This is a genomic window from Pseudanabaena sp. FACHB-2040, assembly GCF_014696715.1.
In the GTDB taxonomy this organism is placed as follows: Bacteria; Cyanobacteriota; Cyanobacteriia; order Phormidesmidales; family Phormidesmidaceae; genus JACVSF01.
The window spans coordinates 14,091-40,495 of record NZ_JACJQO010000001.1 but is presented as its reverse complement, the minus strand read 5'-3'; the positions used below and the strand labels follow the sequence as shown (position 1 = coordinate 40,495).

General features: G+C 55.8%; 23 protein-coding genes. 12 read left to right on the top strand and 11 right to left on the bottom strand.

Annotation, left to right across the window (positions count from 1 at the left end; genetic code table 11):
• Window positions 1-25: 25 nt before the first annotated feature.
• Both H6G13_RS00175 and H6G13_RS00170 read left to right on the top strand, forming a co-directional pair.
• Window positions 26-715: a sigma-70 family RNA polymerase sigma factor gene (locus H6G13_RS00175; protein ID WP_242028048.1), complete on the top strand. Its 690-nt coding sequence runs from the start codon at window positions 26-28 to the stop codon at window positions 713-715.
• Window positions 716-786: 71 nt separating this feature from the next.
• Window positions 787-1,524, top strand: a complete 738-nt coding sequence (locus H6G13_RS00170) for an anti-sigma factor (RefSeq protein ID WP_190480930.1) — start codon at window positions 787-789, stop codon at window positions 1,522-1,524.
• Window positions 1,525-1,682: 158 nt separating this feature from the next.
• Here H6G13_RS00170 and H6G13_RS00165 read toward each other — a convergent pair whose 3' ends face one another.
• The 5 genes from H6G13_RS00165 to H6G13_RS00145 form a co-directional block, all read right to left on the bottom strand.
• Window positions 1,683-2,165: a hypothetical protein gene (locus H6G13_RS00165; protein ID WP_190480927.1), complete on the bottom strand. Its 483-nt coding sequence runs from the start codon at window positions 2,163-2,165 to the stop codon at window positions 1,683-1,685.
• A gap of 144 nt (window positions 2,166-2,309) precedes the next feature.
• A complete protein-coding gene (locus tag H6G13_RS00160; protein ID WP_190480925.1) occupies window positions 2,310-4,664 on the bottom strand; it encodes a hybrid sensor histidine kinase/response regulator in 2,355 nt (784 codons plus the stop codon).
• Window positions 4,665-4,787: 123 nt separating this feature from the next.
• Window positions 4,788-5,144, bottom strand: a complete 357-nt coding sequence (locus tag H6G13_RS00155; protein WP_190480923.1) for a hypothetical protein — start codon at window positions 5,142-5,144, stop codon at window positions 4,788-4,790.
• A gap of 173 nt (window positions 5,145-5,317) precedes the next feature.
• Window positions 5,318-5,914, bottom strand: coding sequence for a DNA-3-methyladenine glycosylase I (locus H6G13_RS00150; RefSeq protein ID WP_190480922.1), 597 nt, complete (start codon window positions 5,912-5,914; stop codon window positions 5,318-5,320).
• 130 nt (window positions 5,915-6,044) lie between these two features.
• A complete protein-coding gene (locus H6G13_RS00145) occupies window positions 6,045-7,859 on the bottom strand; it encodes an ABC transporter ATP-binding protein (RefSeq protein WP_190480919.1) in 1,815 nt (604 codons plus the stop codon).
• A gap of 451 nt (window positions 7,860-8,310) precedes the next feature.
• Between H6G13_RS00145 and H6G13_RS00140 the strand changes: the two genes are divergently transcribed.
• The 6 genes from H6G13_RS00140 (at window position 8,311) to H6G13_RS00115 (ending at window position 13,367) form a co-directional block, all read left to right on the top strand.
• The gene (locus H6G13_RS00140; RefSeq protein ID WP_190480917.1) at window positions 8,311-9,315 is read left to right on the top strand and encodes an SGNH/GDSL hydrolase family protein; all 1,005 of its coding nucleotides are present in this window, start codon (window positions 8,311-8,313) and stop codon (window positions 9,313-9,315) included.
• 239 nt (window positions 9,316-9,554) lie between these two features.
• The gene (locus H6G13_RS00135; RefSeq protein ID WP_190480914.1) at window positions 9,555-9,785 is read left to right on the top strand and encodes an NfeD family protein; all 231 of its coding nucleotides are present in this window, start codon (window positions 9,555-9,557) and stop codon (window positions 9,783-9,785) included.
• A 123-nt stretch (window positions 9,786-9,908) separates the two neighbouring features.
• The gene (locus H6G13_RS00130) at window positions 9,909-10,142 is read left to right on the top strand and encodes a hypothetical protein (protein ID WP_190480912.1); all 234 of its coding nucleotides are present in this window, start codon (window positions 9,909-9,911) and stop codon (window positions 10,140-10,142) included.
• 105 nt (window positions 10,143-10,247) lie between these two features.
• Window positions 10,248-11,732, top strand: a complete 1,485-nt coding sequence (locus H6G13_RS00125; protein ID WP_190480910.1) for a peptidoglycan-binding protein — start codon at window positions 10,248-10,250, stop codon at window positions 11,730-11,732.
• Window positions 11,641-12,156, top strand: coding sequence for a PPC domain-containing DNA-binding protein (locus tag H6G13_RS00120; RefSeq protein WP_242028047.1), 516 nt, complete (start codon window positions 11,641-11,643; stop codon window positions 12,154-12,156). Before H6G13_RS00125 ends, H6G13_RS00120 begins: the two co-directional genes overlap by 92 nt.
• 41 nt (window positions 12,157-12,197) lie before the next feature.
• Complete coding sequence (locus H6G13_RS00115) at window positions 12,198-13,367, top strand: MFS transporter (RefSeq protein WP_190480906.1); 1,170 nt, start codon at window positions 12,198-12,200, stop codon at window positions 13,365-13,367.
• Here H6G13_RS00115 and H6G13_RS00110 read toward each other — a convergent pair.
• Both H6G13_RS00110 and H6G13_RS00105 read right to left on the bottom strand, forming a co-directional pair.
• Window positions 13,364-14,458 carry a peptidoglycan-binding protein gene (locus H6G13_RS00110; protein WP_190480904.1) on the bottom strand — a complete coding sequence of 365 codons (1,095 nt, stop codon included), beginning with the start codon at window positions 14,456-14,458 and terminating at the stop codon, window positions 13,364-13,366. The genes H6G13_RS00115 and H6G13_RS00110 overlap by 4 nt on opposite strands.
• A gap of 109 nt (window positions 14,459-14,567) precedes the next feature.
• Window positions 14,568-16,301, bottom strand: a complete 1,734-nt coding sequence (locus H6G13_RS00105) for a dynamin family protein (RefSeq protein ID WP_190480902.1) — start codon at window positions 16,299-16,301, stop codon at window positions 14,568-14,570.
• A 561-nt stretch (window positions 16,302-16,862) separates the two neighbouring features.
• Here H6G13_RS00105 and H6G13_RS00100 point away from each other — a divergent pair.
• A complete protein-coding gene (locus H6G13_RS00100) occupies window positions 16,863-18,083 on the top strand; it encodes a hypothetical protein (protein WP_242028045.1) in 1,221 nt (406 codons plus the stop codon).
• A gap of 105 nt (window positions 18,084-18,188) precedes the next feature.
• Here H6G13_RS00100 and H6G13_RS00095 read toward each other — a convergent pair whose 3' ends face one another.
• Entirely contained in the window at window positions 18,189-18,899 is a 711-nt protein-coding gene (locus H6G13_RS00095; RefSeq protein ID WP_190480900.1) for a response regulator transcription factor, read from the bottom strand.
• Window positions 18,900-19,536: 637 nt separating this feature from the next.
• On the opposite strand from H6G13_RS00095, the gene H6G13_RS00090 reads away from it, so the two are divergent.
• Window positions 19,537-20,145: a CPP1-like family protein gene (locus H6G13_RS00090; protein ID WP_190480898.1), complete on the top strand. Its 609-nt coding sequence runs from the start codon at window positions 19,537-19,539 to the stop codon at window positions 20,143-20,145.
• On the opposite strand, the gene hppD is transcribed toward H6G13_RS00090, so the two are convergent.
• The 3 genes from hppD to H6G13_RS00075 form a co-directional block, all read right to left on the bottom strand.
• On the bottom strand, window positions 20,126-21,244 hold the full coding sequence (gene hppD, locus H6G13_RS00085) for a 4-hydroxyphenylpyruvate dioxygenase (RefSeq protein WP_190480896.1): 1,119 nt from the start codon (window positions 21,242-21,244) through the stop codon (window positions 20,126-20,128). The genes H6G13_RS00090 and hppD overlap by 20 nt on opposite strands.
• A 306-nt stretch (window positions 21,245-21,550) precedes the next feature.
• Entirely contained in the window at window positions 21,551-22,345 is a 795-nt protein-coding gene (locus H6G13_RS00080; protein ID WP_190480893.1) for a hypothetical protein, read from the bottom strand.
• A gap of 161 nt (window positions 22,346-22,506) precedes the next feature.
• Window positions 22,507-23,601, bottom strand: coding sequence for a Gfo/Idh/MocA family oxidoreductase (locus tag H6G13_RS00075; protein WP_190480891.1), 1,095 nt, complete (start codon window positions 23,599-23,601; stop codon window positions 22,507-22,509).
• Between the two features lie 130 nt (window positions 23,602-23,731).
• On the opposite strand from H6G13_RS00075, the gene H6G13_RS00070 reads away from it, so the two are divergent.
• Both H6G13_RS00070 and H6G13_RS00065 read left to right on the top strand, forming a co-directional pair.
• Window positions 23,732-25,102, top strand: a complete 1,371-nt coding sequence (locus tag H6G13_RS00070) for an efflux RND transporter periplasmic adaptor subunit (protein ID WP_190480889.1) — start codon at window positions 23,732-23,734, stop codon at window positions 25,100-25,102.
• 3 nt (window positions 25,103-25,105) lie between these two features.
• Entirely contained in the window at window positions 25,106-26,329 is a 1,224-nt protein-coding gene (locus H6G13_RS00065) for an ABC transporter permease (protein WP_190480886.1), read from the top strand.
• Window positions 26,330-26,405: the final 76 nt, after the last annotated feature.

The window sequence follows — 26,405 nt, the reverse complement described above, 5'->3', positions numbered from 1 at the left end:
TAGAGCTAACTAGGCGAAACCGATTATGGACAGTTGCCCGGTTGTTAGCTTGGTCGAATCAGCAGACTGGGGTGACTCTGATTTTCCAGGGTGGCTATGTGTCCCCTGGCTATTTTGGACTGCAGGCATGCCGCCCGATCTCTCTATGCCCGATCCTGCTAACCTGCGTCAGGCCGCTGATCAGACTCTAGTGGCCCGCCTACGAGCAGGCCAGACTGATGCCCTGGGCGTGTTATACGACCGCTACGCTAGGCTGGTCTATTCCCTGGCCTTACGGATGCTGAGCAACGCAGAGGAAGCTGAAGACCTGACTCAAGAAGTCTTTTTGGCCTTTTGGCAGCGAGACAAATATGACTCAGAGCGGGGCAGTCTGAGCAGTTTCCTGGTCACTTTTACCCGCTCTCGGGCACTCGATCGGCTCCGCAACCGGAGCGTGCGCTATCGAGCCTTAGAGCGGCTGCAGGGGCTGGCCCAGCCCAGCCCTAGAGCCGAAACGCCACTAGAAAAAGCCTCTCTAGAAGAGCGATCGCAACAAATCCGAGAGGCCCTTAGCCAGCTACCTGCCTCAGAACAGCAAGTGCTAGAAATCGCCTACTTTGAGGACCTAAGCCAGTCCCAAATTGCCCAAAAGCTAAACATCCCCCTAGGCACCGTCAAAACCCGCTGCCGCCAAGGCCTACTCCGCCTACGCCAGATCCTCGACGATCACCGCTAACCCCCGCCCCCTTACTTTCCTGCCCCCTACTCCCGTCCCCGCGTCTCCCTTCCCGTCCCCGCATCTTTTCCATGACCCCATCCCTCCGCCCCGACAACTGGCAAGAACTCCTAGCAGGCTACGTCCTGGGAGACCTAGACCCGGAAGAACTGGCCCAAGTGCAGCAACTGCTGGCAGACCATCCCGAACTGGGTGACGAAGTGCGATCGCTCCAGGCCACCTTTGACACACTGCCCTATGCGCTGGAGCCACAGGCCCCGCCACCACCGCTCCGCAGCCGCATTATGGCCGCTGCCCAATCAGTTCCTGCGGCTCCACCCGTCATTCGCTCTCCCAACCGTCGATGGCGGTTGGTTCCGTGGCTAGGGGTGGGCTGGGCAGTCACGGCCCTAGCCTTGGCCGCCCTGGCGGTGGATAACTACCGTCTACGCCAGGCCCAGGAGCAGCTAGAAACTGTAGTTGCCAGCTTTAGTCAGCCGGCCACCCGCTTTTATGCACTGGCCGGCACCGAGGCCCAGCCCCAGGCAAGCGGACGGCTGGTGATTGACCCAGCCCTTGAGGCAGCGGCTATTGTCACAGATCTCCCTGTACTGCCCGAGGGGCAAGCCTACCGTTTGTGGGCTTTGGCTGACAGTGAACCAGTCTACTGCGGCCAGTTCAACAGTCAGCCTAGTCATGAAATGTTTATCCGCTGGTCTTTGCCTGATCCAGCCTGCAGTCTGGCCACAGCCCAATTGCTGATTACCGCTGAGTCGGCTACTGCTCCGCTAGTTCCAGCGGGTCCATTGGTGCTGCAAAGTGGTTCCTAAATTGCCTCAGAAGCTATCAGTTCAACAAGGCTAGAATAGACACACAGTAGGTTGGATTGAGCATAGCGAAACCCAACGCTATAAACTCGTAGGTTGGGTCGCGCAGCACTTCCCAACCTACGAGTTTATGTAAAAAACAAGCTGCTGAGGCTGTATATCTACAGTTGATCAACCTGATTTTGAAGGGCACTTAGAAACAGCTTACCGTTGTTTAGAGGGGCAATCTCAATTACCATAATCTCGCCAGTTTTAGAGAATACTTGAATCACGTCTCCTACTAGCGTTTGCTCCTCATGTTTGATGCGCTCTATTTGAGAGAGGGGAATAACGCTATTGGTGTTGTTTTTGTGATAGATAACGCGGTCATTGGTTAAGATGACGGCTTCAGAGCTGTTTAAAGCAACCGTTGCATCATAATAGGCGACTACCTTTTCATCAGATTCCAGCAGATCGCTTCCCTCTAGATATTCGAGGGCATAATCCTCCATGTTGCTGCCAACTCGAACACCCCCTTCAGGGCCTGAACCAAAGAAAATAATGAGCCCTGTAAATAAAACTAACAGGGCACCTGCGGGGATGCCTAGACCTAGACCAATCCACTTCCAGACGTTAACTTTTTTGGGCTCCATTGCAGTATCCATTGCAGTATCCTCACAGTGTGGTTTCTTGACCGCTTTAACCCCATATTAGGGATCTGCACTGGTTGTTTAAATCCGCAAAGCTACCAATCTGTTTGCAGAAAACTGCAATGCAGAGGGTTATAGCGAATCTCAATTGCCTTTAACCTATTTGAGGCCTAAAAGCTCTGTCACAACCGCAATCAGTTTGGTGGGCTGAACGGGTTTAGCAATATGGATTTGAAAACCGGATGCGATCGCATTAAGCGCATCTTCATCGCGGGTGAGGGCAGTGAGGGCCGCTGCGGGAATTTTGCCGCCAGCTTCTCCTTCCCACTGTCTGACCTGACGAATGAAGGCGTAGCCATCCTGATGGGGCATACCGATGTCTGAGAGGATAACGTTGGGCTGCCAGGCCGTGACCTGGCTGAAAGCTGCTGCCGCTGAGGTGCAGGTTTGTACGGTTGCGCCCTGGTGCTGAAGCACGGCTGCCACAAAGTCACAGGCATCGGGCTCGTCGTCTACGACTAGTACCCGCACGCCTGCGAGTGCATGGGCCTCACCTGTCTCAATGGGGAGTGTTGACCGTCTAAGCAAGGGGCCATCCTCTAGGTAAGTCGGGGCAAGGGGAAGTTTGAGGGTGAAGGTAGCCCCCTGGCCTTCGCCATCGCTGTCGGCCCGCACAGTGCCGCCATGAATCTCGATGAGATGGCGCACGATCGCCAGGCCTAGGCCCAAGCCTCCAAAGGATCTAGTGGTCGAGCCATCGGCCTGACGAAAGCGATCAAAGACATAGGGCAAAAATTCTGGTTTGATACCTATACCTGTGTCTTTGATCGTGAGTTGAGCGAAGTGTTTTTGGTCTTCCTCAGCTGACAAGGGGCCGTTGACGCCCGATAGCTCCACTTCAACTCGCCCACCCGTTGGCGTGAATTTGATGGCATTGGAGAGAAGGTTCCAGACAACCTGCTGGAGCCGGTTCTGGTCCCCCAAAACAGGCCCAGGGTTGGTGTCGTTCTGAAAGCTCAGCTCAATGGCTTTGGCGTTGGCACTGTGGCGAACGGAGTCGATTGCGATCGCAACTACAGCAGCCAGATCTACGGCTTGAGTTTCTAGGTGCAGCTTGCCGCTGATAATGCGCGATGTGTCGAGCAAATCGTTAACCAGCTGGGCTTGAGTCTTGGCATTGCGCTCAATTGTTTCGAGGGCGCGGCGGGCTTTGGCCTCATCGAGTTGCCCGGCCTGCAGCAGTGCGGCCCATCCCAAAATGGCGTTTAGCGGCGTTCTGAGTTCATGGGAGACCGTGATCAGAAACTCATCCTTTAAGCGACTGGCCGTTTCCGCCTCGGCGCGAGCAGCTTCGGCCAAGGCGAGGTGCTGGTCTCGCTCCTGTTCCCGCTGTAGCAGCAGGCTGGCAGAATAGTCGAGGGCTGCTCCCAACTGGGCAACTTCTGCAATGGAGGTTGGCTTCAGGTTTGGAGGCTGGCCTTTAGCCAGGGCCTCTGCGGCAGCAGTAGCAGAGGCAATTGCCCGAGAAATTCGCCAGGATAGGGCAATCGCTCCTGCTGTGCTGAGAAAAAGCAGCACCAGCCCCGTTCCGATGACTAGCCCCATAGCCCGTCGGGCCGGACCTTCGATTGTGTCGACAGGCACCGTGACGGCAGCTGTCCAGCGGAAATCGCGGGTGCGGCTAAACGCTACATAGACCTGTACCCCTTCGAGAGTGGTATCGCGATAGACCCCTTCTGAAGCAGCATTAATTTGCTTTAAAAAGGACGGCGTACCCTGCTGCCCGATAAAACGCTCCGGGTCACGAGTGCGGGCGACCACAACCCCCTGACTATCGACCACGGTGCGGGTCCACTCCTCGTTTATCGCCGTTTGTCTTCTCACGACTTCAGCCAACGATTGAGGGGTAATGGCAGCAGTCAAGACATAGCGTAGCTCGCCATCGCGAATCACCGGAACGCGAACTGGGAAGGCCCAAGTCCCAGAGTGACCTAGCACCAGATCGCCGACAGTAGGCCTTGGGTTTTGAACAACTCGCCTCAGACTCACTACCTCACGCACAGGCGGCAGCGGAGTTCCAAAGGGTTGGCGGGAGTTTACAACCTGATTTCCCTGAGGGGTCGAAAGCAGCACGCTGAGCCAGGTTGGCTGTGTCAACGCGACTCTTTGCGCCTCGGTGTAAAAAGACTGAAGATCGCCCTGGTCTAGCTGCTCAGATTCGGCCAGCGCTAAAAGTGTTCCAACGGTGCTTGTAACTTCGCGATCAACCGACTCTGCCAGATTACGAGCCGCCAAGAGCGCTCGCCGCTCGCTAGCCTCTTGCTCTTGACTCGATAGCCGGTGAACAATCACCACCGAGAACAGAGCCACCGGCAGCAAAGCCCCTGCGATCAACAGCACCAAGTGCCACTTGAGGGAAAGTGTGCGATCGCTAAAAGAAACTGCACCTGGCCTGATGTTTTGGGGTGGCTCAGTTCCCTTAGGTAGAGAAGGCTTGGCTTTGCTCAATCTCATCTCGCTTTTGGCCCGAAAGAACCCGAGACGCCCTGTGGCCGCCTGTTTGATTATAGCTATCGGGCTACCCCAGAATGATAGCTATGCGCTGCTGAAAACAGATGAAAAGCTAACTCTCTAGCCTCAACTCACATGCTGCACGCCGGTAACCGAGAGTGCCCCCTCCACCAGATCTTCTGCCATTAGAGGAATCAAATATTCCATTTGAGTAGCATAGGTGCCCGGCCAGAGCTCGGCCAGTTTTTCGCGGGCTGCCTCGTTGATGTAAAGGCGCTTTTGAGATTCAAGCAGCACCAGGGCAATCTCCTCTGACCTTTCGGCTACGACAAAGAGAAAGTTTTCCCCACTAATCTGCAGCCCAACATGCCAGCGAGGAATGTTGTCTTCCAGTTCATTTTCATAGACTTCGCGCGACAAATGCCCACCTTGCAATAGGGCATCTCGCAGCAGGTAAATCATTTTTTGTTGTGGGTCAAGCACAGCTAGCCTCAAACGCAATACCAGAGTCTACAGCAACAGTTGCCGTTTATGAAGGCCCTATCAATACATAAAATTTTAGTTCAGCTGTACCTGATCATGAGGCATGGATTGCTCGTCCTTAGATGACCTAGAAGAACGGCTTAGAAGTTGCCCACGCTCCATTTGATAGGTTTTTAGGTGTGTTGCACAGCGCTATAGCGAAAGCAGTCTTGGGTATGGTCGTTGACTAGGCCAGCAGCCTGCATGTAGGCATAGCAAATGGTCGAGCCGACGAATTTGAAGCCTCGCTTTTTAAGGTCTTTACTCATAGCGTCGGAAATGGGGGAGGTTGCCGGGACTTCGGCCAAGGTGGCCCAAGCATTTTGAACGGGTTGACCTTCAACAAACTGCCAGATATAGGCATCGAAGCTGCCGAAAGCTTCCTGCACCGTGAGAAATGCCTGGGCGTTGCGGGTGGTAGCCTCAATCTTCAATCGGTTGCGGATGATGCCGGCATCTTGCAGCAAACTTTCATGCTTGAGCAGGTCGTAGCGGGCAATTTTTTCAGGGTCAAACTGGTCAAAGGCGTGGCGAAAGTTTTCCCGCTTTCTCAATATCGTGAGCCAGCTTAATCCGGCCTGAAAAGCATCTAACACTAAAAACTCAAAGTGCTTGCGATCGCAATGCAGCGGCACCCCCCATTCCTCATCGTGATAGGCCACCTCAATGGGGTCGGCGTGAACCCAACCGCACCGTGTGAGTTCTGAGGAAAGGCTTGGGGGAGGTGTCATAAGAACGCGGGGAAGACAGATACAGAGGGAGACGCGGGGACGCGGAGAAGGGGAGCAGCTCCCACGCTTCCATCTAAAAGTCTAAAACAGAAGCCCATTTTCTCTACCCCTGCCCCCGCGTCTGTCTTCCCTACCCCAACAGCTCACCCGTCTCCTGCAGCACATGCAGACGGTGATAAAGCCCCTGCTGTTGCAGCAGTTCTTCATGGCTGCCGGCTTCGACGATGCGGCCTTGGTCTAGGACAACAATCTTGTCAGCTTCGCGCACTGTACTCAGGCGGTGAGCGATGATCAAGGTGGTGCGGGTGCCGAGAATCGAACTCATGGCTAGCTGGATAGACCTTTCAGACTCGTAGTCGAGGCTGGAGGTGGCTTCGTCAAAGACCAGCACGTCGGGGTTGACTAGCAGGGCACGGGCAATGCCCAACCGCTGCCGCTGCCCGCCCGATAACCGCATGCCTCGTTCACCGACAACCGTGTAGTAGCTCTGGGGCAGCCGCTGGGCAAACTCATCGACTCGGGCAATTTGGCAGGCGGCTTCGATCTCCGCCACTGTAGCCTGGGGGTTGCCGTAGGTCAGGTTTTCCAGCAAGGTGCCATTGAATACGTCTACTTCCTGGTGGACAATTGCCAGCCTGCGGCGGTAGCCCACTGTATCCAGGCGGCGAATGTCTTCCCCATCGATCAAAATGCGGCCTGACTGGGGTTCGAAGTAGCGAAACAGCAGCTTCACCAGGGTAGATTTGCCGGAGCCGGAACGGCCTACTAGCGCCACCGTTTGCCGGGGCTCGATCAGCAGATCGATGTTTTCTAGAACGAGTCGCTCGCTGTCGTATCCAAAGCTCAGGTTCTCAAAGTGCACCTTTCCTGTGAATTGGTAGGTAGGTGTGCCTTCGGGGGCGCTCAGCACCACGTTGTCATTGCCTGGCGGCAGCTCCATGAATTCATGGAATCGCAGCATGGAAGCATAGCGGCGGGCAAAGATTTCGGCTAGGTTGCTAATCGGCTCTAGCTCTGAGTAAGCCATGCTAGAGACGGTCAGGGTCGTGACAAAATGCCCTAGCGAAACCTGTCCCCGCAGGGTTGCCCACAGCGTTAAACCCAAAATCACAAAAACACAGCTCTGAATCACCAGCTCTTGCCAGGTGATCAGCATCACGTAGCCTTTGTGAATCACCTTGTCTACCAGCGTGAACTCCCGCTGTAGCCGCTGCTGTTGCCGTCTTAGTTCTTCGCCTTCAGTGGCAAATGCCTTTACCGTTTTGATGTTGGTAATGATTTCTGAGGTGCGGCTTTCGGTGTTCTCTACGTAACTATCGAACAGCTGCTCTTTTTTGTTGATGCGAATCAGCTCCTGCAGGCTGTATCCCAAAATGACGATAAACGACATCAAAAACAGCAGCGCAATCGGCCACTCAATCCACCAGATCACAAAGAAAATACCGGTCACCCGAACCAGCTTAGGAATAGCCTGTCCAGCAATTTCTGGATAAGTCCAGGTATGGTTATACAGCCCCCGTGCTGCCCGTCCAGCCACACGACCCGGATTGTTTTCTTCGTAAAAAGACAGCGGCAGCGTCAGAATCTTTTCCAGCACCCGCTTTGAGTGGTCGCGCCGGGTGCGTAGGGCAATGTCCCAGTGAAACCAGTCTGCCGCCCACGGCTGAATCGGAGCCCGCACGACCGTCACCAAAAAGATAATGCCTAGCAGCACCGCCAAAGACAGAGACTGCGTTTCGGGCTGCCGCAGGAGAGTTGCGATCGCACCTATCAGCCTCTGACTCACTGGGTCTAGCCCCTGCTCCGACAGCAGGTTGAGAATTTGCCCAATCGCATACGGAACGGCCAGATCAATCACCTGAAACAGGCTGCTGGCCGCAATGCTAAAGATAACTACCCCCTGATACTGGCGGTAATAACGAATTACGTCTTTAAAGGTCGCCATAAGAACTTAGGCCCGTCTGAGCTATTGGCCTATTATACTACAAATACTACATTGTAGTTTTCGACGAGGAGAGGGGAGACGCAGGGAAATGAAAATGGGGCAACTTCGTAGTCCCGTAGGTTGGCGTCAAGCGCAGCGCGACCCAACATTTTTAGAAGGTCGGGGAGGTCGGGGAGGTGAGGAAGATCGGGGAGGTGAGGGAGGTAGGGAAGCCTCGTAGGTTAGCGTCAGGTGTAGTGCGACCCAATCAATACGGGCAGAAATTTTGGCCTCGCTTCAGCTACGAAGCAAAAGCAACTACCCTTTCCCTTTGCTTCTTCCTTTCCCTTCTTTCCCAGAGCTAGTCGGACTTTGTAACACTTGTAGTATAAACCCTATTCAAAAATCGGCAAAGGGACAGTGCGGTGAGAAAATCCCCTTAGACTGAGGAAGCGTGTTTGGGGGAGAAGGATTGAGAGTTGGGCTGTTAATCCTGGTTGCAGGTCTTGTGTTGGTGGGGTTGGCCGAGGTGTTTTTGCGGTGGCGCTATGGGTTGGGCAGCCCGCCGCTCTATGTGGCCGATACTCGAATGGGGTACCGGCTGGCTCCTGGACAGCGGATCAGGCGGTTTGGCAATCGCATCGAAGTCAATGCCTTTTCTATGCGCGGCGGGGCGATCCATCCGCAGCGGCCTGACAACACGCTGCGAGTTCTGATGCTGGGGGACTCGATTATCAATGGCGGCTGGTGGACTGATCAGGCCGATCTGATTTCTCAGCTCGTACAAACCCAGCTCAGGCAGGTTCTGGGGGGGCAGTTTGCCCAGGTGGAAGTGCTCAACGCCTCGGCCAACTCTTGGGGGCCGCGCCATGAACTGGGCTATGTGGCGCGGTTTGGCCTGTTTGAGTCGCAGGTTGTGCTGGTGGTGCTCAATACCGATGATTTATTTGCGATCGCACCCACCTCGATTCAGGTAGGACGCGATCGCAGTTACCCTCGTCGCCGTCCGCCGCTGGCCCTAGTCGAAGCCCTAACTCGACTGCAAAAGCCCCGGCCCCTGCCCGAGCTAGAAATCCTACAGCAGCAGGGCGGTGACCGAGTCGGCAGCAACCTAGAAGCCCTACGCCAAATTAACCTGCGGGCAGCCGAGTCTCACAGCCGCCTGCTGCTGGCCATGACGCCTCTGCGGCGTGAACTGGAGGAAGGCCCTAGAGATTACGAGGTGATCGCCCGTCAACGCTTGCTTACCTTTACGCAAGCAGAGCAAGTTCCCTACCTCGACTTTCTACCCCTGTTTCAGCAAAGTTCTAGTTTTGCCGATCTCTATCGCGACCACATTCACCTCAGCACCCAAGGCAACCAGCTCGTGAGCCAGCATTTAACTCATCTACTAGAGACGATCCTTGCTGCCTCGGGGGCTTTAGCCTCTGCCTCCTTTGAGGAGCTAGCCGGGGATGATAGTGATCTTTGGCAGTAGAGGTTGGCTGACACGGAGGCAGGGGGGCAGTCCGCCCAACTGGCACGGTTACCCTCCCTTGACAGGGTGAAAATGCTGGGGTTTTTGAAGCTTTGGTGAAGCGAACAGCAGTCAAAACAAGATCTGGCACAGTGAAATCACGGAGCGCCTAGCGGTAGCCCTTATCTTACGAGTACTCAAGACTTCATCCGCTTCATCGATTGACTGACTGAATCCCCCACGTTTCCTGAGAGGACGCCATGAATCTAATGCCGACCGTCGAGCTTTTTGAAAAGCCGGGAACTGCCAGAGTTGAGCGGGCTATAGCCACAGACCAGAGAGGCCGAGTGTATTACGAAGGAACCTACTGGCACGCCCGGTTTTATTCCCTGAACCAGCAGGTTCAAGTCGAGGTGGCTGAGCGGGTGACTGTGATTGGTCGGCAGGGTAATGCCCTGCTGGTTCAGCCACTGCTGCTGGTGGTCTGCTAAGGCCGTATTAACACCAGGGCAAAGTACAGCAAATTCTTTGAATGAGCTTCTAGTCAGGGTTGCTGGGGAGGCGGCAGCTTCCCCCCACTTAATAGACCTGATCAACCAATTGGAGGGTTTGCTATGACGCCTTCTAAACGCCGCAGCTGGATCTTTCTTTTCACTAGCCAGGTGATTAAGTATCTGCTGCTGGCCCTGTTTGGCTTTGGGATGGTTTGCCTGATTACCCCAATCTTCGGCAATTTTCAGATTCTAGAAACCCTAGTTGAGGTGGTTTTACAGGGGTTTTGGCGGCTGGCAATTGTAGTGCTCTGCCTGATGGCGGCGAGCGCGGTGGTCGAGTCCCTCCGCCAATAGTTGGATTTTGCTCGGATTTTAGAAAAATAGAGCAAAAAGGGGATCGACAAACCAAAACTGGCCCTTACCATAGAAGCATTAGAGATCACGGGCAAGGATACGGCTATGGATATGCTGGCAGATACCCACAATTGGGCTATCTATGAGAGGCTAGAAATCCCCTCCGAAGTGGATCGGCTGCGGTCTTTGCCTGATAGGAATTTGCCAGACTTAACGCTGCTCCGCTGGGATCGACTGGCTGGCGTGGCGGCTTTTTTTGTGGTGTTGGGAGCGTTTAACCAGGCATGGGCTGCCTATGCTGTGGTCAATACACCCGAAGGCTATGCCCTCAATGCTCGCTGGGGGCCGGGCACCCAGTATGGGGTGTATCGCAAGCTCTGGCGAGGAGCGGCTGTTGAGCTAACGGGTCGATCCGAAAATGGTTGGGCACAGCTGACCGACGCTACTTGGGCTTTTAATGGCTATTTGCAGGGAACAGCAGGGGCTGGCGGTGGGGTAGGTAGCGATCGCATCTTTGCGGTCGTGTCAGCTCCCCCTGGCTATGCGCTCAATGCCCGCTGGGGCCCTGGTGAGAACTACGGCGTCTATCGCAAGCTAGCCCCCGGCGAAACATTGGAATTAACTGGGCGCTCTCAAAACGGCTGGGCGCAGTTAATCGACGGCACTTGGGTAGCCGCTAACTATATTCGGGAAACCGCAGGCTTAGCGACCACTCCACCCCTTCAGGTCACTCAACCCGTCACAACCCCGCCCGCCCCCACCTCAGATCCTAGAATTGTGGCGGTGCAGGATCAGCTCAAGCTGTTGGGCTATCTACCCATCAACTTCACCTCAACCGGCATCTACGACGAACAAACCCAAGAAGCGGTGCGAAGCTTCCAGCGGGTTAATGGATTGGCTATCGATGGCGTTTTAGGGTCAGAGACCGAAACGGCGATTCGAGGCAGCGCCCAAGGCGCGACGAACACAAGCCCACAGGCCACCACCCCACAGCCCACCACAGATCCTAGAGTGGCCGAACTACAGTCTCAGCTCAAAATTCTGGGCTATTTGTCGCCAACCTACACAGCAACAGGTGTCAACGACAGCACAACTCAGGAAGCGGTGCGGACTTACCAGCAGGTGAAAGGGTTAACGGCCAATGGTGTGGCTGGGCCTGAAACCGTTAATGCCATCAATGCCGATATTCGCAACTTAACTACGCCGACCCCAGCCCCAACTGCGACCGCTACCCCGACGCCAACTCCTACGCCGACTGCCACACCGACTCCGACTCCAACTCCGACGCCAACGCCAACTCCAACTCCAACCCCAACACCCATTCCTACCCTGTCGCCTGCTCCTACCCCGACGCCGACACCGACGCCAACACCCACTGAAACGCCCTCTGCAGGCGTTGGGCAACAGGCGCGGGTTGTCACTGATGGAGAAGATACCCTGGTCTTTAATGGTCCTGGCCCAGAGTTTAACCTGCTAAGAACTTTGCCCAACGGCTCTCTTGTCACCACTACAGGCCGCACCTCTGGCAACTGGAGCGAGCTATCTGACGGCAGCTGGATTTTCTCTCTATGGCTACAGCCTGTTCAGTAAGCGGTCTGGCGTTTTGATGCACGCTCTCAGGCTAGTGCCAGGTCAAGATCTCAAGCAGGCGTTGGGCGAACTGGCCCAGGCCCATGAAATTCAGGCTGGAATTATCTTGACGGCGGTAGGCAGCCTGCGGCAGGCGGCGCTACGTTTTGCTGGGCAGTCTGAGGCAACGGTATTGCTAGGTCCTTTTGAGCTGGTGTCTTTGGTGGGGACGCTGTCGGTTGAAGGTTTGCACCTGCATGGTGCGATCGCAGATGCCCAGGGCCACACTCTAGGCGGTCACATCATGGATGGCTGCTTGATCTATACCACTGCCGAAATTGTGGTGGGCGAGGTGCCCCAAACCGTTTTCCGGCGGCAGGTTGATGCTTGCACTGGCTATCGAGAGCTGATGATTGAGACCCTTAATCTTAAGCCTGACGCATAATCATAGGACAGCTTTTTAGGGCCTTTCCCCTACCTCTTGCCATGCTGAAGCTGATAACGCTGCTCTTAGCCAGCAGCATGACCGTGATGGCTGGATCTACCCTGGCCCCCGCCCTACCTCAGATCCAGCGGTTCTTTCAGGACGTGCCCGATGCCAGCTTCTGGGTCAAGCTGATGCTGACAATGCCGGGCCTGTTTACAGCGCTGAGTGCGCCAGTATCGGGCATTTTGGTCGATCGGCTAGGACGCAAGCCGCTGCTGCTGGCGGCCACGCTGCTCTATGGCTTCGCGGGCGGAGCGGGTTTGGTGCTGAGTTCGATCAGCGGTCTGCTGGTGAGTCGAGCAGTGTTGGGAGTCGCGGTTGGAGCTATCATGACAAGCTCAACGACGCTGATTGCCGACTACTACCAGGGAACGCAGCGCAATCAGGTAATGGGCGTCCAGGCTGCTTTTGTGAGCTTTGGCGGCGTGGCCTTTTTGATTTTGGGGGGAGTATTGGCCGATGTGGGCTGGCGCTTTCCCTTTTTGATTTACCTGATGGCCTTTGTCGTCTTTGGCCTAGTGCTGGTTGCGATTACTGAACCTAGGCAGAAGCCTTCTTCCCAGGTCGCCCTACAAGAAACGGCTTCTCCAGCCCATGCTCCCGTGGCCGGGCTGGCCGTTATTTATCTGCTGGTTTTTGGCACGATGACGGCCTTTTACCTAGTGCCAGTGCAGCTGCCTTTTTACCTGCAGGGGCTCTCTCAGGGGCCAACCAGCAACACTAGCACCGGCATTGCCATCGGTCTGATGAATCTGACCAGTGCTCTGGTGTCTACGCGCTATCGGGCCGTCAAATCTCGCCTGAGTTTCCCGGCAATTATGGGTGTTGGCTTTCTTGGAATGGCTCTGGGCTATGGAATTATCGCTCAGGCCAGTACCTATACCTGGGTAGTGGTGGGGCTAGCGGCAGCAGGGCTAGGGCTGGGGCTGCTGATACCCAATGTTAATGTCTGGGTAAATGCGATCGCACCGCCTACCCTTCGCGGCAGGGCCGTGGGCGGCCTCACGACCTGCCTGTTCCTGGGTCAGTTTGCCTCGCCCATTCTCACCCAGCCGCTGCAGCCCCTGGGTCTTGCCCGCACCTACGGGGTCGTGGGTGCGGGCGTGGGCGTTTTGGCAGTCGTCATGCTGGGCTTTTCTGCCAAGCAAAAATCCCAGCGAGCCCTCTAGCGCAACCCTAATCGAGCTAGGGTAAGCGGCCCAGCCACACCATCGGCCACCAGTCCCTGGCGGCTTTGAAACTGTCTGATGGCCTGCTCTGTGGCAGAACCGAAAACTCCGTCAGCCGTCAGGTTGTACCCTTGGGACGTCAAAGCTCGCTGCACCCGCACCACGTCATCCCCTGTCAGTGGAGGATTGGCCAGGTAGAGAACCCGCTCTAGCAGTCGCGCCCAGGTAACAGGCCCCACGGCCCCATCGGCCACTAGCCCATTGACCTGCTGAAACCGCTCCACGGCAGTCCGGGTAGCTGGGCCAAAGACCCCATCGGCCACCACTCCAGCCCCTTTGCGAACCAGTGCCCGCTGCGCCTCTAGCACATCATCACCCTGCATATTGGGAGTTGTGAGAAACAGGGTGCGTCGATTCACGGTTGCAGGAGCCGGGCCATTTCCAGTAGACGATCCGGTTGTGGGAGTCGAGCCAGTGCCGCCACTGGGAGCTACGGTGCCGCTACCTGAGCGAGATGCCAGGTAAGTGCGAGCTTCGTTGCTGATGTTGGAGTTGCCACTGTAGGTGCGCCTGCCGACATTGAGGTAGGTGCGGCCAGCCGCGCTCAAGCTAAAGCCAGACATTCCAGTTAAAAAGACATCGGCCTCAGTCAACCGCCGCCGCAAAAGCCCTTCCTCAACGTTGGTGCCAGGGTTGCGGTACAGCACAAAGGCATACTCAATCTGGGCCCAGTCCTGGTTGCGTAAAGTGCGAGACAGAGTTTCAAAGCCGCTAGAGCCGTAGAATCGGGCTCCCAAGTTGTAGGCAAAACTGAGAACGGCCCCCCGCTGGTTGTCATTAAAGCTGGCCCAGCCCGGAATGCGTTCTTGAGGCGGTAGGTAGTCCTGCTCGATCTGCCAAATCAGCAGGTCTTCTGCCTCCTGCGCAGTAATTTGCTCACCTAGCTCAAAGGGGCGTCCATCCTTTCTGCGCGTGCTGCCCCAACCAATGGTGTAAGGTCTGCCCTTAGTTAAAGGGTCAGGGTAGGCAGCTAGGTGGCTACCCTCAAATTTTTTGATCAGTTCTATCCCTGGAGCAGGCACCCGTACCATAACTGCTTCCTTTTCCCGATCACGGGTTTAACGTCAGGTTTTAACTTCACCAGTTCTACCCCGAACCACGGAAGGCTGAGCGAAATACTTTTAAAAGTTTAGTGGTTGGCTACTTTAGCCTTCCGTCCATCTGGTTAAACAGGGCTTGGGCTTGGGCTTCGACGGTTTTGTAGCGTTCCAAAATCGGCCCAACAGCCTGCTCTTCGCGCTCCACATACTCATAGAACTGAAGAAAGGTGCGCTCGACCTCTTCGCTGATGATGCTGAGCTTTTCGCTAAGGCGGGTGGAGACATCGATGCGGAAGCGCTCTTTTTCATTATCTAGGGCGTTTTCAAAGCGGCGGATGATGCGATCGCGCTGCCAAACCAACCCCACGGCAAAGACCACCAGGCCAATGCCAGCAAAGGCAATACCGATGGCGTCTAACAAGGCTTCGGCAACGGCAAATTCGACAATTTTGAGAATCATGCCGGTCACCGCGACAAAAGCTCCCCCTACGATCTCAGAGGCCATGCTTTCGGCGTCGGCGGATAGCGTGTGTACCAGGCCCTGATCGGTGAGTAGGGTCATGACCTTGGCTTTGACGCTCTCGATCACTTCCTGGCGACGCTCTAGCACCTTAACCGAGATTAAGCTGGTCTGAACCTGGTGGGACTGTAAATGGTTTAGGTCTTGGGTCAACCCCTCTAGTAGCTGGCGAATGCCGTCTACAAAGTGCTGCGCGCCTTCTCGAGACACCTCTTCTAAGGACTCTTTTAGGGTTTGTTCACAGTGACTTTTGAAGTCGTTGATCCAGGTCTGCATAGACTCTTCTTTGTTGAAGAGACCGACGAAGGAGCGCCGTACCACAGTGAGTACCGAAAGGCTCTCGCGAAACTCTTGCTTAATGCGGGCAGCAATGGTGTCATAGCGAGCCACTAGGCGTTCGGCGAGGGTGTCGATTTCATAGTGCGATCGCTTCCTACCTGCCTGAATTTTTTGCTGAATGGTGGCGCTGGTTTCGCGGTCAATGTCGAGCTGGGTTTGCAGGGCACGCACGTCAGTAGAGAGGTTTTCGATAATTTTGCGGGTCGTGTCGCTGACCGATCGCAGCTTAATTCGGTAGCTCTCACCCGAAGACACCATACTGCGAATGTAGCTACGGACAGGCTCGAACCCGCTGGACTCAGACTGGCCTGCCAACTCTAGTTCAGCTGAGGTGGTGAAGATGGTCGGCGACTGAATCCGCTTTTGGTGAGCATATTCGCGCACCCGCTCCACATTTTTCTCTAGATCCTCTGGCTTGAGCAGATCGGCCTGCTGCAGGATAAACACCACTTTTTTGCGCCACTCAGCACTCACAAAGTCCAAGAAGTCCCAGGCGCTCTTTTGGTAAGGGTTTTTGGCAAACAGCACAAAAAAGGTGAGGTCGCTGTTGGGGATATAGCGCTCGGTAACGATCTGGTGCTCCTGAATGACTGTATTAGTGCCAGGGGTGTCTACGATGGAAATGTTTTGCAGGATGTCGACCGGCCGCCCGATCTTCCGCAGGTTTGGCTCAAGCTGCTGGACAAAGGGCTCGGCTGCATACACGATTTGCTGAATTGAGTCGGTGCAGGGCTCAATATCGGTGGCACACACCTCTGCCCCTAGCAGCGCATTGACAAAGCTGCTTTTGCCTGCCTTAACCTCGCCAACCACCACAAACAGAAACGGCTCTGTGATGTTGCGCCGTAGGTTTTCAGTCGTGTGCTGCAGTTCTTCGTGATTGATGTCACTGGCCAGCTGCTGGACCTGAATGAGCAGGGCATCTAGCTCTGAGCGATACGCTTGGAGCCTAGGGTTAATGATCTGGCTGCTCATAGAGGGTTCTCTTAGGAGGCTGTTCTTATCCTACTGGGCCACTCCCTTCCTGGCATGGCCGCTGAGGTTGATGTTGCTGCTACAGATTTGACCCCAAACGGCCTGATTTTTTGAAGGCGTACACCAATTCTCTAAATAGCCGCTACTCATCCACTCTCCCACCTATCCACTCTCCTACCCCCTATCTACAGCACTTTTTTCTGAACTGGTATTAGGCGAATCGGAGGGCAGGGTAAGCAGCCTGCCTCTACCTGCTTTTGAGCCCGAGGACGAACCAATTCATTCAACTGTCTACTAATTTCCGGATTTTTCCACCACTGCCAGAAATTATTAAAGCCAAAAATATTGGTCTAAAGACGCTTTCAGCAGGGGGTGTAGGGGCTTTGCGGTGGCTGCCTGCGCCCTCCTATCAAGCATTGCGGGCGGACCAGCAAAAAAAATTGCCACACCCTAGGCGGAATCGTCCGGAGAAGCTCTGAAATCCTTTCCAAGACCACTGCTGAAAGCCAACCACGGCAATGGCAAAAGGTTTAGTCCCTGCTGTTACGATTGAGTATCCTTATGATTGCCGCATCTACCCCCTCCATGTGTATGTCTGCGTCCGGCTCAGCGCCTTCCTCCGAGCCCTATTCGGCCTCTGCCGAAGCTGCGGAGACAGGCAGTTCTTTGGCAAGTTACATCCTGCGAAGCTTTGATCAAGCTCTCAATGCCCGCCCCTCTGGGGTTGAACGGGTGACTCAACGAATGGCAGCCGAAGTCGAACGGATCTGCCAAATGAGCGATCGCATTCAAGCCTCTGGGCAAATCAATGGCTGGCAGCAGTCCCTGTCCCAGCACCGGGTGAACAAGTGTCTCCACTACTACCGACTAGGGTCTAACCGAGGCCGGGTAGAGCTGCACAGCGCCCTCAGTGCCATTGTCTATCGCTACATAGCACCTCCCAGCAGCCAGTTTGGCTTTGAGGGTCGCTATGCTCTGCTCGAAGACTTTATGCAAACCTTTTATATTGAGGTGCTCAATGCCTTTCGGCGAGAGCACGGGCTGGCGGCTGACTATAGCCCCCGTTCTCGCCTAGAGCTGGCCGAGTATATGGCCTTTAGCGAGCAGTACGCCAAGCGCCGCATTCCCCTGCGTAGCGGTAGCCAGCAGCTGATCGTGCTGCGGGCTCAGGCCTTTGCCCGTCGTCTGCCGCCCGAAACCAGCGTTGATTTGGCGATGGCTGTCGATACTCCTCGCGGCGAAGAGAGCGACATCAGCGCCCACAGCGCGGCCCTGCAGCAGGTACGGGAGCAAATGGTGGCTGATGCTACCGATCCGGCGGATGGAGTGATTCGCGATCGCATCGTCCAGACCCTAATTACCTATTTAGAAAGCCAGAATCAGCCCGACTGTGTTGACTACCTTGTGCTCAAGCTAGAAGACTGCTCTGCCTCCGAGATCGATCAGATTTTGAGCCTGTCGCCTCGAGAACGCGACTACCTGCAGCAGCGCTTTAAGTACCACATCGAAAAGTTTGCCCAGATCCATCACTGGGAACTGGTGCACCAGTGGCTGGGGGCCGAAGTCGATAAGCGGCTAGGGCTCACCCCCGAGGAGTGGTCCCGATTTTTGAGCGAGTTGACACCCGCTCAGCAAGAGTTGGTGCGGCTCAAGCAGGAGCAATCTGCCTCTTCGGCTCTCACTGACCAGGCCATCGGCGAAGCCCTTAACTGGACTCCTAAGAAGGTCAAGCGCACCTGGGGCGAAGTGTTGAGCCTAGCCTGGAAGCACCGCAATGAGTAGGAGCGAAGCATTCGCGCAACTCTCTGGGCCTATAGCTCTGAGTTCAAGTTCCTCAGGCCAAAGCCCTAAGTCCTTTGTGCAAATGCTTCGCCCCTACGGTTGCCCTTAAGAAGCCTCGCTGGCGCTGCCAGGAGGCTCAAACTTATAGCCCACTCCCCGCACTGTCTGGATCAGGGCTGGCTGGGTGGTATCCTTCTCAATCTTTTTACGAATCTGGCCAATATGCACATCGACTACCCGCTGATCGCCCACGTAGTCGTAATCCCAGACCTTCTGGATCAGCTCTGAGCGTCGCCAAACGCGGCCCGGATGACTGGCTAGAAAGTGCAGTAGGTCAAATTCCAGGGCTGTCAGCGGCACCATCTGATCGTCTAGCATGACCTCCCGGCGCACCGGGTCGATCGCCAAAGCATTGAAGACTAGGCACTGCTGTTCGGCCACCATGAGGGGGCGCTTTCGCTTCAGTACAGCCCCGACTCGGACCTCCAGTTCGCCCAGACTAAAAGGTTTTGTGAGATAGTCATCAGCACCTTCGTTAAAGCCCCGAATTTTGTCTGACTCATCGGTGCGGCTAGTCAACATCAGAACAAAGACCGCAGTGCGGCTCTGCATCTCTTTACACAGATCGTAGCCGTTAGTGTCAGGCAGATTCAAATCGAGAATGACCAGATCAGGGTTGAACTGCTCAAACACTGCTAAAGCCGTCTTGCCGTCTTCAGCCGATTCCATCTGATAGTCTTGTTTGGCCAAGAACCGGTGAATGAGATTGCGAATCGCAGGGTCGTCATCAACCACAAGAATTTTGGCATCAGCCATGTTTGTACCTTCGCCGCGAGATGAACACCATGGGCAGAAATCCGACTCGGCTAAACAGACGAGGCGGCGCGACTGCCCCTTAAGCGTCTTTCAAAGGATTTACGAATTTTCAGCACTAATTTGCCCAATGAATCCTTACTCCTTACAAATAAAGCCTGGATTCACAAGAGATTGTATCTCAGCAGCTTCAGTCGTTGCCAACAAAACCCTGATTTCTTGGGGAAGCGTAAACTTTTCTGTCAGGATGTTTAAACTCTAAAGCCCTATTGTTTCGATGCTCGGGTCGTGCTGGGCTAGGCTTTAACTAATGGGATGCTGGGAGTTATGGAGCGAGGGGGTGAGCCTATATAGAAGGCGGGGCAATGACAGGCGGTAGCTGCTGAGCTATCAAGGGCTACCTCAGGAGAGCTTTATGGAAGCAGGAATTTATCAAGTTTTGACAGGATGCCTGGGATCTTGCTGACAAGCATCTTGTTCGTGTCCTAATGTATATACTTCCGATTGTAGGCATCGCTGGTTACACTAATTGCAGGGGCAACGTGCAGGGGCAGGTGTCTCTTAACCGGCTCTGGCAGAGGCTAGGCTTACTGCCTGGCTACAGACTAAATGTTATCGGGGGGACTCTCGGAGGTTTTAGATGAGCGATCAGAATTCATACGAAACCTTGGGGTTGACCGAATCCTCGTCTTTTGATGAGATTCAAGAAGCGCGTAATCGGCTGGTTGAAGAACACGCCGAGGATCGCAAGCGGGTTGAGATGATTGAAACAGCCTACGATGCGATTTTGATGGAGCGGCTGCGGCTGCGTCAGGAGGGCAAGATCAAAGTCCCCGACCGGATTCGTTTTGCTGAAAATGCCAGCGAACCTGCTCCTAGCGCTCCGGCTCCACTGCCGGTCAGCCGTCCGGATTGGCTCAGCGGGTTTATTGATACCCCCAGTCGCGAAGAAGTGGTGTGGCCCTCTGTGGCGTTTTTGGGCCTGGCTTTGTTTGGCTTTTATGCGCCCTCGCTGGCGCTGGCGCTGGGCGTGGGCTGTGCTATCTACTTCCTCAACCGTAAGGAAAATAAGTTTTGGCGGTCTGTCCTGCTGACGCTGGCAGGGCTATTTGTCGGCTTTGGCTTAGGCGTGGTTGCGGCCCAGTTCCTGATTCCCCAGGGGGCTCAGTTTGGTTGGGCTAGGCCAGATGCGATCGCAGCTGCCCTTACCTGCCTGATGCTTTGGGTGTCTAGCAGCTTTCTGAGATAGTCTCTGCCTGCAGGCTGCCCCGCTTCATCTGTTCTCGCTCAATGGCCTCAAACAGCGCCTGGAAGTTGCCCTCGCCAAAGCCCTGGGCCAGCTTGAGCGCGCCGCCCTGCCAAAACCGTTGCCGCTCAATCACCTCAAAAAAGAACGTCGGTAGACCAAACACGGGCTGAGTAAAGGTTTGCAGTAGGCAGTTTTGAGGCAGACCCGGCGACCAGTCCAGCAGGATTTGGTGGGCCTGCACAGCTGCTAGATCGGCTGAGATTTTGCCCCACTCTGGGCGCTGAATCAGCTCCTCGTAGTAGGTCGGGGGCACGTCTAGAAAAGCCAGCCCCAGCTGCCTTAGGGCGGTGACGGTTTTGACAATATCAGGAGTTCGCAGGGCCACATGCTGGATGCCTGCGCCCCGATGGTGGGTGAGAAATTCCTGAATTTGAGAATTGGGCGTGCCCGGCTCATTGATTGGGATTTGTGCCTGCCCATCTGGGTGGCTGAGGACGTAGCTCTGTAGACCAGAGTGGGCCGTTTCAATGACAAACTGCTGCTGCCGCTGAAACCCCAAGACCGCTTCGTACCAGGCGGCAGCGGGTTCTAGATCGCCTTGGCAGACGTTGAGCACCGCATGGTCAATAGCCGTAACAGCACTGTCGCTATGGCTAGGTTCTAGGCTCTGAGCCGGTACATGGGGCAGCCACGGCAGCAGATACCAAGGCCCATGTCGTTCAATCAGGGTGTGGCGCAGCGAACCCCAACCCTGGATCTGGCACCAGCGAAAATGGCCTTCGGGTCGAGTAACGGTCTGAATGGGCTGACACAAAGAGCCGCCCTGACGCAAAACTCGCCCAACAACTGACTCCAAATCGGTGACGCGAAAGGCCAAATCTCCCAAGCCATTCGGGTGGGCAGATAGGTAGGTTGCGATCGCATTGTCTTTCCCCAACGGCGCTGACAGCAAAATCGACACCTGACCCAAGCTCAGCAAACAGCGAAAAACCTGCTCATCCTGCCAGGTCACTACTCGACGGCAGCCGCAGTGGCGGACAAACCAATCCCGCCAGGCGACCCCATCGTTAACGTAAAAGTGTAAGTGATCAATATCCATAAGCCTGTCTTCGCCCGTTTGCAGTCAAAACCTTGGCCCCACAGATTTATAAACACTTTAAAAAAGCCATCTGAGCTGCTGGAAGGCCGCTCCAGCCATGATCCCCAGACTGGCGAGTATTATGAGGCAGATTTGACCGCCAAAAGTCTATCTATAGGAGGTTTTCGCCGGAAAAGGATGAACTGTCCCGGCAGAGCAGGGGCTCCCGCTTGCAGTATGCCAGATCTGACGAGCGTTCGCGGCACTTGCTCAGAAGACGCGGGGAAGGAGGGACGCAGAGACGCGGGAAAACCCTGTAGGTTGGCATCAAGCGCTGCGAGAAGGGGTCGCAATAACTGCAATCACCTGGTCAGCATTCTGGGCCTGATAGTTGTTGGGGCTGTAGCGATCGACGTGGCGAAATAGGGCAATCGGCTTGACGACGCGGCAGCTAAAAAATTCAACGACGATCTGACCATCGGGTAAAGTAACGACCTTAGGAGCAAGGTCTTGGGGCGGTTTAGTGCGCCACTGCCAGTTGGCCTTGGGCGGAACGGCATCGACGAAGCGGTGATAGGTCCAGCGGGCCTGGTTGCCAAAGCGGCCAAACTCGCGCAGCTCCCGCAGAAAGATCGAGGCTGATAAAAATGAAGACAGCGAACCATCTCCCTCTAAGGCCTCCACCACATTGGGCAAAGCGCCGACGGGGTGAGGCGGGTTGGTGCCAGCAGTTGCGATCGCAGCTTCTAGATGCTCGGTGGTGCTGAGCAGTTCGGGCAGGGCCCAGGTTAAGCCCAGCCCCCCCTCAGGCTGACGCTGTAGGTAAGTAACTAAGCGAATGCCTGCTTTGGTCCAGAGCCCAGGCAGCTTAAACAGGGCATCTGCCGGATCAATTGTGCTGATGTACCAGCGGCCCTCGTCATTGGGGGCAGGGATTGTCTCCTCTGCCGGATCGCCTACTCGAAAGAGGTCGCCTAGGGCGTCTAGGGAATCTGGCTGCAGCCACTCTGGGTCTGCCGTTGTCGAGAGCGCAGACGGCTCAACAGCGGGCAGCACCAGAGTCTCACGGATGAACTGGCTGACCTTTTGAACGGTAGATAGGGGATATCTCTGAAAAGACATTGAATCACAACCGTTGGAGCTGAATGCACCTGTCTGCCAGTAGAATCAGCCGCTAGGGAGGTTTTTTCAGCTCTAGCCAACGGCAGTCCGACTTTGTGCTTTGAAAAGCTACTCCCTAATGATTCCCAGCTTTGGCCGCAGGGTGCGGCCATTCAAACTTTCTACATCTCCTGAGGCACATCCACCCATCTGCTCAGGGTATTCGACTGGTAGGCTAGATCCATCATCAGCTGAGAATGCACGCCTTCAACTATAGATGGTGCGGTGGAGCGACCCCGTGCGATGCCTTCAACCCAGTGATCGACCACCCGCACGAAGGGGGCAATGCGACCATCGGGATAGGTTTTGGGGAAGGCCAACCGTTCTGGGATCGGCAGCTCGGCTAAGGGAGCACCGTTCTGGCTGCCGTAAAGCTTAAAGCCATGAACATAGTCGCTCAGGTTATCGCTGCCCAAAACCAGCGTGCCCCGGTCGCCGTAGACCTCAAGCCAGTGCCCGCGTCCGGCATAGGCAACCGAGCTAATGGTTATCTGGCAAGGGGTGCCGTTGGTCAATTCCAGCTGCAGGCTACAGGTGTCGTCGGCATCCACGGGCTTGAGCTCTCCTGTCGCTGGGTCGGGCCGCTGGGGAATAGCTGTATAGAGCTGGGCGCTAAGCCGCCGCACTGAACCAAACAGCCAGGCAATATAGTCAAAGGTATGGGAGGCAAAGGCTCCTAGCGCGCCTCCTCCCTGGTCTTTGCGGGCGTACCAGTTCCAGGGACGGCTGGCATCGGCCCGACCTGGAACTAACCAGTCGACCTTGACTAAGCGCGGCTGGCCCACATATCCTTCCTGCAACAGGTCTGCTAGCCGCTGCCAGGCAGGTACAAAGCGAAACTCAAAGTCCATCGTGACCGCTACTCGGTTGCGCTCGGCCAAATCAGCTAGGGCTCTAGCCTCATCTAGCGTCAAAGCCGTGGGTTTTTCCAAGAGCAGGTGCTTACCTGCTGTAAGCACGTCTCTAGCCTGGTCAAAGTGCAGAAATGGCGGTGTGGCAATGCTGACTGCCTGCACCTCGGGCAGGGCCAGCAAATCCTCAAGGGTGGTGCAAGCGTGGGGAATGTCGTGGGCCTGTGCGATCGCACGTCCCTTTTCCCCATCTCGGTGGTACACAGCCACCACCTCAGTCCGGTGATGGGCCTGCAGTCCGGGAATATGCACCTTCTGCCCAAATCCGGTACCGACGACGGCTACGCCAATCGTTGCCTCTACCATGCGATGTTCTAACTCCAGTTTTGCCCCCGTATTTTACGGTACTGGCCTCGGCAAAAACCGGAACTGGCACTGCCGCATGCACAATTCAAGCGAGTAAGCCCACAATAGAAAAGGTGCTTAACCCTTTGTTATGAAATTTCCCTTGATCGGCAAAGTTCGTCGTCCGCTCCCCTGGCTCCTAGGGTTAGCTGCCGCTGGACTGGTGGTGACGGGGACAGGAACCGCCTTGGTGCTGCGCTCCCGCACGCCTGAGTACGACGTCGCTGCCCTCACGGTGCCCGTAGCTGAGGAAGCCCTAACCGTCAGAATTAGCGCTAGCGGCACTGTACAGCCGGTGCAGACCGTCAACCTGAGTCCCAAGACCTCCGGTATTTTAGAAGAACTCTATGTGGAGCAGGGCGAAACCGTTACCACAGGCGAGCTAATTGCCCGCATGAACAATGAAGACATTCGAGCTCAGCTGCGCCAAAACCAGGCGGCAGTGGCCGAAGCTGAAGCTCAGCTGCAGGAAGTACTGCGCGGCAGCCGCACTGGGGAGATCGGGCAAGCTCAGGCGGCTGTCAATGTTGCCGAAGCCCAGGTGCGAGACGCCGAGGCCCGCCTCAGCCTGGCCCAAGATCAGCTCAACCGCAATCAGCAGCTATTTGAGCGGGGGGCTATCTCTGAAACAGAGCTGGAGAACGCTCGTCGGGAAAGCCGCAGTGCCCAGGCAGGCTATGAGCAGGCCCAGGCCCGAGTTGAAGAGCTACAGCAGCGGCTTCAGGATGTGGGGCGGACGCCGGAGCCGGAGGCTGTGGCCCAGGCTCAAGCTCGCGTAGAGCGCGCCCGTGCCCAGGTGCAGGCAGCCCAGGTCACTTTGGACGACACCTTGATCCGCGCTCCCTTTGACGGTGTGATTACCCAGCGGTTTGCTACCCAGGGAGCTTTTGTCACCCCCACGACCTCTGCCTCTGACGCAACCTCTGCCACCTCTACCGCCATCGTGGCTTTGGCTAGGGATCTGGAAATTTTAGCTGAGGTGCCCGAAGCAGATATTGGTCAGATTCGAGTTGGGCAGTCGGTTGAAATCCGGGCTGATGCCTTCCCCGATCAGGTGTTTCAGGGGCAGGTACGGCTGATTGCTCCCGAGGCCATTGAGCGTCAGAGCGTGACGCTGTTTCAGGTGCGGGTCGAGTTGCTCTCAGGCAAAGACATTCTGCGCTCGAATATGAACGTCAACGTTGATTTCATCGGCGACCAGCTAGAGAATGCCCTGGTGGTGCCAACGGTTTCTGTTGTCACACAGGCGGGCGTGACTGGCGTGCTAGTGCCTGGCGATCGCAGTAACGAAATTCGCTTTCAGGCCGTGACGCTAGGGCCGCAGGTAGGCGACCAGATCCAGGTGCTAGACGGTCTGCAGCCTGGGGAACGGGTGTTTGTAGACCTGCCACCCGGCAGGACGCTGGAAAACTTAACCCTGGGCAATGTGGGCCGGGATAACCCATCTGAGGAGGGGGAATAGCTTATGGATATGCGTGAAAGTCTGCAAATGGCCTTCAAGACTTTGATGGCCAATCGAATGCGCAGTACTTTAACCATGCTCGGCATTATCATCGGCAATGCTTCGGTGATTGCCATGGTGGGCATTGGCGAAGGAGCTCAGCGCTTTGTCAACGATGAGCTTGAAACCTTGGGGCCAAACGTGCTGTTTGTGATTCCGGGCAACCGGCAAACTCGTGAGCTAGGGGGGCTAGATGCGCCCCGAACGCTGGTGCTCTCAGACGCAGAAGCGATCGCAAGTCAGGTGCCCTCAGTGGCCGGGGTTGCTCCAGAGTATAGTACCCGCAGCCTGGTTAATGTCGGCAACCGCAACACCAATACCAGCGTTGTCGGCACCACTGAAGACTTTTTGCTGGTGCGCAGCTTTGAAATGTCCCAGGGCCGCTTCTTTTCAGACCTAGACATTCGGCGGCGCGGTCAGGTTGCAGTGATGGGAGCGACTTTAGCTGAGCGGCTGTTTGACCAGCAGTCGCCCGTGGGTCAGCAAATCCGCGTGGATGGTGTGAGCCTTGAGGTGATTGGCGTAATGGCTGCCAAGGGGTCTAACCTGGGCCTGGACTATGACGATGCTGTGCTCACTCCCCTAACGACAATGGCGAGCCGCCTGGTGGGCCAGCGCCGCTCGCCCTACGGCATTGAGGTGTCGTACATTGCGGTATCGGCCCGCAACCGGGAAAGCATGCAGACTGCCCAGTTCCAGATCACCAACCTGCTGCGCCTGCGCCACAACATTCGAGGGGAAGACGACTTTTTTATCAACAGCCAAGATACTCTGCTGAACATTGCCGGGACTATCACGGGAGCGTTGACTCTGCTGCTAGCTGCGATCGCAGGCATCTCCCTAGTGGTAGGCGGCATTGGCATTATGAACATCATGCTGGTGTCGGTGCGAGAGCGCACCCAGGAAATTGGCTTGCGTAAAGCGATTGGCGCATCTCAACAGGATGTGCTGCTGCAGTTTCTGATTGAGGCCATCATCTTGTCAGTGGCAGGCGGCGTGATTGGCACGATGTTGGGCGCTGGCGGCATTTTTCTAGTCGGGATTTTCTCACCCTTCAGCCCCAGCCTATCCGTTGGAGCGGTGGTGATGGCAGTTAGCGTGTCTGGCGGCATTGGCCTGTTTTTTGGCGTGGTGCCAGCCCGGCAGGCAGCCAAGCTCGATCCTATTGTGGCCTTGCGGAGCGCTTAAAACTGCAGGTTCCGTTCTTAGAACCCCGCATTGCCAAGCATTGCATCTGGTGACTTGGCCAAGTTCTCAGATGCAA